The organism is Candidatus Dormiibacterota bacterium (assembly GCA_035635555.1).
GTDB lineage: Bacteria > Acidobacteriota > Polarisedimenticolia > Gp22-AA2 > Gp22-AA2 > Gp22-AA3.
In genome coordinates, this window is the sequence record DASQAT010000002.1 from 1 (window position 1) to 8525 (window position 8525).

At 69.0% G+C, this 8525-nt stretch carries 7 protein-coding genes; 5 read left to right on the forward strand and 2 right to left on the reverse strand.

All coding sequences use genetic code 11. From position 1 onward, the window contains the following. From VEW47_00640 to ispG, 3 genes are all read left to right on the forward strand, one after another. Positions 1–300 (forward strand): hypothetical protein (locus VEW47_00640; GenBank protein ID HYS03676.1); only part of this gene is annotated, 300 nt, incomplete at its 5' end. A 16-nt stretch (positions 301–316) separates the two neighbouring features. Beyond that, positions 317–1585 (forward strand): glycosyltransferase family 2 protein, encoded by a 1269-nt coding sequence (locus VEW47_00645; protein ID HYS03677.1) that lies wholly within the window; start codon positions 317–319, stop codon positions 1583–1585. Positions 1586–1595: 10 nt separating this feature from the next. Continuing rightward, a complete protein-coding gene (gene ispG / locus VEW47_00650; GenBank protein HYS03678.1) occupies positions 1596–2750 on the forward strand; it encodes a (E)-4-hydroxy-3-methylbut-2-enyl-diphosphate synthase in 1155 nt (384 codons plus the stop codon). Here ispG and VEW47_00655 read toward each other — a convergent pair. After that, positions 2747–4279 carry a FumA C-terminus/TtdB family hydratase beta subunit gene (locus VEW47_00655; GenBank protein HYS03679.1) on the reverse strand — a complete coding sequence of 511 codons (1533 nt, stop codon included), beginning with the start codon at positions 4277–4279 and terminating at the stop codon, positions 2747–2749. The two genes, ispG and VEW47_00655, sit on opposite strands and share 4 nt — an antisense overlap. A 210-nt stretch (positions 4280–4489) precedes the next feature. On the opposite strand from VEW47_00655, the gene VEW47_00660 reads away from it, so the two are divergent. Then, positions 4490–5905, forward strand: coding sequence for a TIGR00366 family protein (locus tag VEW47_00660; GenBank protein HYS03680.1), 1416 nt, complete (start codon positions 4490–4492; stop codon positions 5903–5905). A gap of 41 nt (positions 5906–5946) precedes the next feature. Next, the gene (locus VEW47_00665) at positions 5947–8022 is read left to right on the forward strand and encodes an ABC-F family ATP-binding cassette domain-containing protein (GenBank protein HYS03681.1); all 2076 of its coding nucleotides are present in this window, start codon (positions 5947–5949) and stop codon (positions 8020–8022) included. 28 nt (positions 8023–8050) lie between these two features. Here the strand turns inward: VEW47_00665 and VEW47_00670 are convergent. Next, the coding region (locus VEW47_00670) for a cysteine dioxygenase family protein (protein HYS03682.1) at positions 8051–8525 on the reverse strand (475 nt) is incomplete at its 5' end.

The window sequence follows — 8525 nt, forward strand, 5'->3', positions numbered from 1 at the left end:
ACTTCCCTGAAGAGCGCCTATGCCACGCGCCAGGAGCGCGCCGCTCGCGTCGAGGAGGCGGATGCCCGCCTCAAGGAGATCGTCGACAAGCTCAAGCGGCGCGGCATCAACCACCCGTTCGTGAAGAACTTCGTGCTGGCGCGCTGCAATCCCCTCAGCCGCGCCCGCAAGACCGTCCCGGGGTTCGACCAGGCGCTCGAGAAGCTGATCGCCGCGCTCGAGGCGTTCGACCCGGCGAGGATCCGGCAGGAGGATGTCGCCCGCTCGGCGGTGTTCGCCGCTCCTCCTTCCTCCTCCTGACGACCGGCCCCCGAGCGTGTCAGCCCTCGCCTGCCTCGCCGCGCTCCTGCTCGTGGCCTGGTCCCTGCTCGGTCTTCTGCTCGACCGCGCGGCGCGCCAGATCGCGGTCCTGCGCTCAGCCATCGGGCTCGACGGCTGTCCCGCCGGAGCCGGGTCGACCCCGGCGGTCCCCGGTCCCCTGCCGTCCCTGTCGGTGGTGGTGACGGCGCGCGACGAGGCGGAGGAGATCGGGACGACCGTGCGCCGGCTCCTGGCGCAGCGCCATCCCGCCCTCGAGGTCATCGTCGTCGACGATCGCTCCACCGACGGCACCTCTGAGATCCTCGACCGGCTGGGTGCCGGGGCCTCCGGCTCCCGTCTCGCGACGATCCACAACCGGATTCTCCCGCGCGGCTGGCTGGGGAAGTGCCACGCCTGCCACCTGGGTGCTCTGCGGGCCCGGGGCGACTGGATCCTGTTCCTCGACGGCGACGTCGAGCTGGTCGCCGACGACCTCCTGGCGCGCGTCGTTCATCTCGCCACGACGCGCCACCTCGATCACCTCGCCGTCATCCCCGACCAGCGTCCGGTCTCGGACCTGCAGCAGGCGCTCCTCTCGGTGTTCGCCCAGATGTACCTGCTCGCGGCGCGCGTCTACGAGATGGACCGGGACAAAAGACGCGGCGGCGCCGGCATAGGCGCCTTCAACCTGGTGCGCCGCTCCTCCTACGATCGGATCGGGGGGCACTCGCTCTTGAAGATGGACCCGACCGACGACTACGCGCTGGGCCGCCTGCTGAAGGAGAGCGGCGCGCGGCAGCGTCTGTTCGACGGCGTCGGCCTCGTCCGCTGTCGCTGGCACAAGGGCGCCCTGAACGTGGCGCGCGGACTGGAGAAGAACCTGTTCGCCGGGATCGATTACTCGGTCACGCAGCTGGTCGGTTTCACGGCGGCGTCGATCCTCCTGGTCTTCGGACCCCTGGCCGCGGGGATCGCGGCGTCGGCCCTCGCTCCCCCGGCCGGTGGCGCCGTCCCTACCGCCGCCATCTGGCTCCCCTTCCTGCTCCAGGCGGTCGTCATCGCCTCGGGGTTCCGCAGGCAGTCGCGGCGCTACGGCGGCAGCGCCGCTCTGCTGTCGCTCCTCTATCCCGTCGCAGTCCTTGTTCTCCTCGGAGCCGCCTGGAACTCCGCCCTCAGGACGCTCGTCCGGGGAGGGATCCGCTGGCGCGACACCTTCTATCCCCTGGCCGAGCTGCGCGCCGGGCGCGTGCGGGCGGGGGCCGGACGCCGCTTCGGGGTGCTATGATCCTCGCGGCATGATCGATTTGACCGCCCTCCCCCGCAATCCCACGCGCGCGGTGCGCATCGGCCGGACGACCATCGGCTCCGGTCACGCCGTCGCGGTGCAGAGCATGTGCGCCACCCGGACTTCGGACGTCGAGGCGACGGTGCGCCAGATCCTGGACCTGGAGCGGGCCGGGGCGGACATCGTCCGGATCGCGGTCGACAGCGCGCGGGACGTGGCGGCCCTCCGCCCCATCCGGGAGCGGACCGGGGCCAACCTGTCCGTGGACCTTCAGGAGAATTACCGCCTGGCTTCGGAGGTCGCGCCGTTCGTCGACAAGATCCGCTACAACCCGGGCCACCTGCACCACCATGAGAGGACCCGGCCGGTGCGCGACAAGGTCGCCTTTCTGGCGGAGGTGGCGGCGAAGCACGACTGCGCGGTGCGCGTCGGCGTGAACTGCGGGTCGATCGATCCCGACAAGGCGGGCCGGTTCGCGGGTGACTCGGTCGCGGAGATGGTCGAGTCCGCCCTGGAGCACGCGGCTCTCCTCGACGATCTCGGTTTCACGCGCTACTGCGTGTCGCTCAAGGACTCCGAGCCGAAAAAAGTCATCGACGCCAACGTCCGGTTCGCCGAAGTCCGCAAGGACGTGCCGCTGCACCTCGGGGTGACCGAGGCCGGTCTCCCCCCCGAGGGGGTGATCAAGACGCGCGTCGCCTTCGAGCAGCTCCTCTCGCGCGGTATCGGCGACACCATCCGCGTCTCGCTCACGGTACCGAACGATCGCAAGGGGGAGGAGATCGCCGCCGGCCGCTCGATCCTGGAGGACATCGCCCGCGGCCGCTTCCGGTCGGTCCCCGAGAATCTCGGCGGGAAGCTGAACATCATCTCCTGCCCCTCCTGCTCGCGGGTCGAGAACGAGGCGTTCGTGGAGCTGGCGGAGAAGGTGCGGGAGGTGACGGCCTACGCCCGCGAGCACGCCATCACCATCGCCGTGATGGGCTGCCGTGTGAACGGGCCGGGCGAGACGGATGACGCCGATCTCGGTCTGTGGTGCGCCCCGACGCATGTCAATTTGAAGGCAAAGGCGGAGACGATCGGGACCTACCGCTACGACGAGGTCCTGGCTCGTCTCAAGACCGAGCTGGACCGGCTGGTCGCGTCGCGCGGCACCGGTGGCTAGGACCCGGCGAACACAGGCTCCGCGAACGTCTTGAGGACCTCACCGGAAGCACTCTGGACGTCGGCGTGCAGCGAGTGACCGTGCGCGTCCATGGTGACGATGGCAGGAAACTCCTTGACGCGCAGGTGCCACATCGCCTCGGGGAGCCCGAACTCGAGGAGGTCGACGCCCTCTACGTTCTCGATGCAGCGGGCGTAGTACTGCGCGGCGCCTCCGATGGCGTTGAGATATACGGCGCCGTGCTCTTTCAGGGCCGCCAGGGTCTTTGGACCCATCCCGCCCTTCCCCATCACCGCGCGCAGGCCGTAGCGTCCGATCACGTCGGCCTCGTAAGGCTCCTCCCGGCTGCTCGTGGTCGGGCCGGCGGCCGTCATGCGCCAGCCGCCCCCTTCATTCAGCACGACCGGGCCGCAGTGGTACAGGATCTGGCCGCGCAGATCGACCGGCGGGGCGTTCTTCATAAGATGATGGTGCAGCGCGTCGCGCCCGGTGTGCAGGACGCCGCTGATCAGGACGACGTCTCCGACCGCAAGCCCGCGCACGTCGGCGTCGCTTAGGGGTGGCCGCAGGACTTTCTCTCTGCCGGTCAGGGGGAACCCCTCCCGCGCCGTCATTTTCTCCGGGGGGGCCGCGTCCTTGTACAGCCATCTTCTGATCGCCCCGGTCCGGGCATCGAGCACGACGCCGAGACGGCGGAACGCCCAGCAGTCGTACGCCACCGACACGAAGAACGACGCGGGCAATCGATTGATCGCCCCGATCTTGCAGCCGATCAGGGTCACGCTGCCGCCGAACCCCATCGTGCCGATACCGAGCGCGTTGGACGTCCTGACGACGTAGTCCTCCAGCTCGCGCAGTCTCGCGTCGGGGTTCACGTCGTCGAGCGTGCGGAACAGCTGCAGTTTCGCGTGTTCGTAGCCGTTGGTCCGATCGCCGCCGACGCACACGCCCAGAGCGCCGACGCTGCACCCCTGCCCCTGCGCCTGCCAGACGGCGTGCAGCAGGCACTTACGCACGCCGTCGAGGTCGCGGTCGGCGCGCCCCAGGTTCGGGACCTCCATCGGCAGCGAGTACTGGATGTTCTTGTTTTCGCAGCCGCCCCCCTTCAGGAGCAGCCGCACTTCGATCTCGTCCCCTTGCGTCCATTGCTGGAAGTGAACAGTCGGCGTCCCGGGACCCAGGTTGTCGCCGCTGTTCCTGCCGGTCAATGAATCGACCGAGTTCGGACGGAGCTTGCCGCGCTTGGTCGCCTCCGAGATCGCCCGTCTGATCGCCTCCTCGATCCGCATCTGGTCGGCGCCGACCGGCGTCCTGACGAGAAACGTCGGCCAGCCGGTGTCCTGGCAGATCGGTCCCTCGCAGTCGGTCGCCATGTCGATGTTGGACGCGATGACCTGGAGGGCCTGCCCCGCCCGGGTATTCTGCTGCTCGCTCCCCAGGGCACGCGCCATGGCCCGGCGGACATCGGGTGGGAGGTTGGTCGAGGTCTCGACGATTAGATTGAGGAGACTTTCGTCCAGGTGATCCATGCCGAGCATTGTATTAGAAAATGCCCTACAACAGTGCGGATGACAGCCCGGCGCGCAGAGGGGCATTAACCGGAGCGACGACCTGGAAGGCCAAGATCACTTGAGAACAGCTGCCCGTCGAGGTAACCCTCGTGGAATCAGATTGATCGGACATGAATAATTGCGGGCATCCGCACGGTTGTAGGGCATTTTCCATTACAATGCGCGCGCGTGACCTCCGCCCCCCGCCCCGACATCGCGCCCCGAAGCGCCGCCCCTCTGGAGCGCGCCGGCGCCTTCATCGCCGGCGTCTGCGAGCGCTATTTCCCCGATGCCTTCGTCTTCGCCCTCGCCGCGGTCGTCGTCGTGTTTCTCGCGGGACTCCTGACCGGTGAGAGAGCGGTCCGCCTGGTGACGGAGTTCGGCGGCGGCTTCTGGGGGCTGGTCCCGTTCACGATGCAGATGGTCCTCGTGATCGTCGGGGGCTTCGTCGTCGCCTCATCGCCGCCCCTGGCCCGTCTGATCGGCTGGCTGTCGCGGCGCCCCAGGACCCCCCGGGGCGCCGTCGCCTTCGTCGCCTTTTTCGCCATGGCGGCGTCCCTCCTCTCGTGGGGGTTGTCGCTCGTGTTCACCGGTCTGCTGGTGCGCGAGCTCACGCGGCGTCTGAAGGGGATCGACTACCGCGCCATCTGCGCCGCGGCGTACCTCGGGCTCGGGAGCGTCTGGGCCCTGGGGCTCTCGTCCTCGGCGGCGCTCCTGCAGGCCACCCGCTCGACGATCCCCGGGACGCTTCTGCCGATCACCGGTGTCATCCCGCTGTCGCAGACCATCTTCCTGTGGCAGAGTCTTCTGATAGCAGGGATCCTGATCGCGGTGTCCGTGGCCGTCGCGTACGTCTCCTGTCCGGAGCCCGCGCGCGCCCGGACGGCCGAGGCGATGGGGATCCGCTTCGAGGCCCCGCCGGTCGGGACCCGGCCGCCCACGACACCGGCGGAGAGGCTCGAGAACAGCCCGATCCTCGGCGTGTCGGTCGTCCTGCTGATGGCCGCTTTCCTGGTGACGCAGGTGCGCGACCGGGGGTTCTTTGCGGCGCTGGACCTCAATAACTTCAATCTAGCCTTTTTCGCCCTGGGGCTTCTCCTGCACCTGCGGCCGGCCTCGTTCCTGTCCGCCGTCGGACGGGCCATGCCGGCCACCGCCGGGGTCCTCATACAGTTCCCGCTCTACGCCGGCATGTTCGGCATCATCTCCAACACCGCGATCAAGACGCTCCTGGCGGATCTGTTCGTCAGGGTCTCGACCCAGGGGACGTTTCCGATCGTAGTGGCCTTGTACTCGGCGGTCCTCGGGCTGTTCGTCCCTTCGGGGGGAGGCAAGTGGATCATCGAGGCCCCCTACGTCATGGCGGCGGCCAACGCCTGGCACGTGCATCTCGGCTGGACCGTTCAGATCTACAACGCCGCCGAGGCCCTGCCGAACCTGGTCAACCCGTTCTGGATGCTGCCGCTCATGGGGATCCTGAACGTGCGCGCCAGGGACCTGGCCGGCTTCTCCATCCTGCAGCTCCTGTTCCACGTCCCGATCGTATTCCTGCTCTGCTGGCTGCTCGCGCAGACGCTCCCGTACGCCCCGCCGGTCCTCCCCTGACCGCGTTGATGCCCGAGCGCCCTCCTGTGTAGACTGGTCGCGTGATTCGACTGTCGGGTGTTGCGCGCAGCTACGGCGTCCACGAGGTCCTGAAGGGCGTGGACTGGGCCATCCCGCCGCGCGCGCGCGTCGGCCTGGTCGGCCCGAACGGCGCAGGCAAGACGACCCTGCTGCGCCTGATCGCGGGGTCCGAGGGGCCGGACCGTGGGGCCATCGACATCGTGCGCGGCACCTCCCTGGGCTACCTGCCGCAGGAGGGGGCGAGGCTCGCGGAGGGGACGGTCCTCGAGGCGCTCCTGGCACCGTTCTCTGAAATCCTGGCGATGGAGCAGGAAATGGAACGGCTGCACCTCGAAATGGCGACCTCGACCGGCGAGCGGCAGGAGACGGTGACCCGGCGGGCGGGCGAGGTGCAGCACCGCTTCGAAGCCGCCGGCGGCTTCGATCTCGAGGCGCGGGCCAAGGCGATTCTCGGCGGTCTAGGGTTCGGACAGCACGATCACGCGCGCCCGCTCCGCGAGTTCTCCGGCGGCTACCGGATGCGGGCCGCCCTCGGGGCTCTCCTCCTGCGCCGGCCCGACTTCCTGCTCCTGGACGAGCCGACCAACCATCTCGACCTGGAGGCGGTCGCCTGGCTGGAGGACTTCCTGTCGGACATCCCGTCCGCGCTCGTCATCGTGTCGCACGACCGCACCTTCCTGAACCGGCTGGCCAGCTCGATCGCCGAGGTGCACGACGGCCGGGTCACCCTCTGGCCCGGCAACTACGACCGCTACCGCATCGACAAGGAGAAGGCGCGCGAGCTGGCGGTCAAGAAGGCGGCGTCCGAGGCGCACCGCGTGGCGGATGTCGAGCGTTTCATCGAGCGCTTCCGCTACAAGGCGACCAAGGCGCGCCAGGTGCAGAGCCGCATCAAGATGCTGGAGAAGATGGAGCGCACCGAGGTCATGGCCGAGGACCAGACCTGGCGCTTCTCGTTCCCGCCGGTGTCGCGCGCAGCCCAGCGCGTGGCGCTCCTCGCCTCTGTGCGCAAGAGCTTCGGCGAGCGGGCGGTCCTCAAGGGACTCGACCTCGAGATCTGGCGCGGCGACCGGATCGCCCTGGTCGGACCGAACGGCTGCGGCAAGAGCACGCTTCTCAAGGTGGTGGCGGGGCGTCTGCCCGCCGAAGGCGGCTCGGTCGAAATCGGCGACAAGGTCGTCCTGCACTACTTCGCCCAGCACGTGCTCGAGACCCTGACGCCCGGACGGACCGTGCTCGACGAGATGCAGGCCTGGGCGCCCGGGAAGAGTCCCGGACAGCTGCGCTCGCTGCTCGGCATCTTCCAGTTCTCGGGCGACGACGTGTTCAAGAAAGTCGAGGTGCTGAGCGGCGGGGAGAAGAACCGCCTGGCGCTGGCCCGCCTCACGCTCGACCCGGGGAACTTTCTCCTGCTGGACGAGCCGACGAACCATCTGGATCTGCCCACGCGCGAGGCCCTGGAGGACGCCCTCGCCGGGTTCGGAGGGACGCTCCTGTTCGTGTCGCACGATCGCTACTTCATCAACAAGGTGGCCACGCGCGTCGCGGCGTTCGACGACGGGAGACTCGCGCTCTACGACGGCGGGTACGACGACTATGTGGCGGCGGTTCGCGCCGCTGCGGCCGGGAAGGGGCCGCGGAGCACCGGGCCGGTGGCCGTCCTGCCGCGCGGCGGCCGCGCGCCGGTGAAACCCGGGGCGGCAGCGCGCCGGGATCCTCCGGTTGAGGACGCCGCGGGCGGTGCAGAGCACCAGGGCGCGGGCGCCGGCGGCCCGGCCCGCGCCGGGAGCGGACGGGAGCCGAGCGGACGAGAGCAGAGGCGTCACGATGCCGAGACACGCAACCGGCGCAACCGTGAGCTGAAGAGCTACCGTGATCGAATCGCCGCGCTGGAGGCGTCGATCCTCCCCCTCGAGACCCGTCTCAAGGAGATCGAGACCGCGATGTCGTCCTCGAAAACGTACAAGGAGCCGGGGCTGGCCCGCAGCCTCGGCGAGGAGAAGAAATCGATCGAGATCGAGCTCGCCCACCTGTACGACGACTGGGACGGCGCGACCTCGGATCTGCAGGCGGCCGAGACGCGACTGGCGCGCTGAACGCCCGCTCCGACGGCGGCCTGAATTCCTAGGATACGGCGAGCCCCGCCTCCGCCATCTCACCGGGACAGAGGACGCCGAACCGGGTCGTGTATCCCAGCGACACGTCGTAGTAGCGCCCCTGCTCCGGCTGGTAGATCTCGCATGAGTCGAACGGCCGCGAGTAGACGTGGATCGACATCGCCCGCCCGCCGTATTCCGGAAGGTTGTGGACCGAGTGGATTGGCTCGGTCGGATCGACCGCGGCCGGATGGAGCGGGTCCATCTCGTAGCGTTCGGACGGCTGCAGCCGGCAGGTGCGCGACGTTTCGTCCTTCTCGAGAAGCCGGTAATTGCGCACCTCGAGGCGGCCGATCGGCACTCCCATCCAGCACTCCTGGCCCCGGTGATTGTGGATCGCCGAGGCCTGCGCCGGCTCCCAGCCGATCGCCACGACCTCGAACAGGTCGTTGCGGAAGATCAGGTTGCGCGTGTAGTGACTGCGCCGGAAGAACAGGTATGGC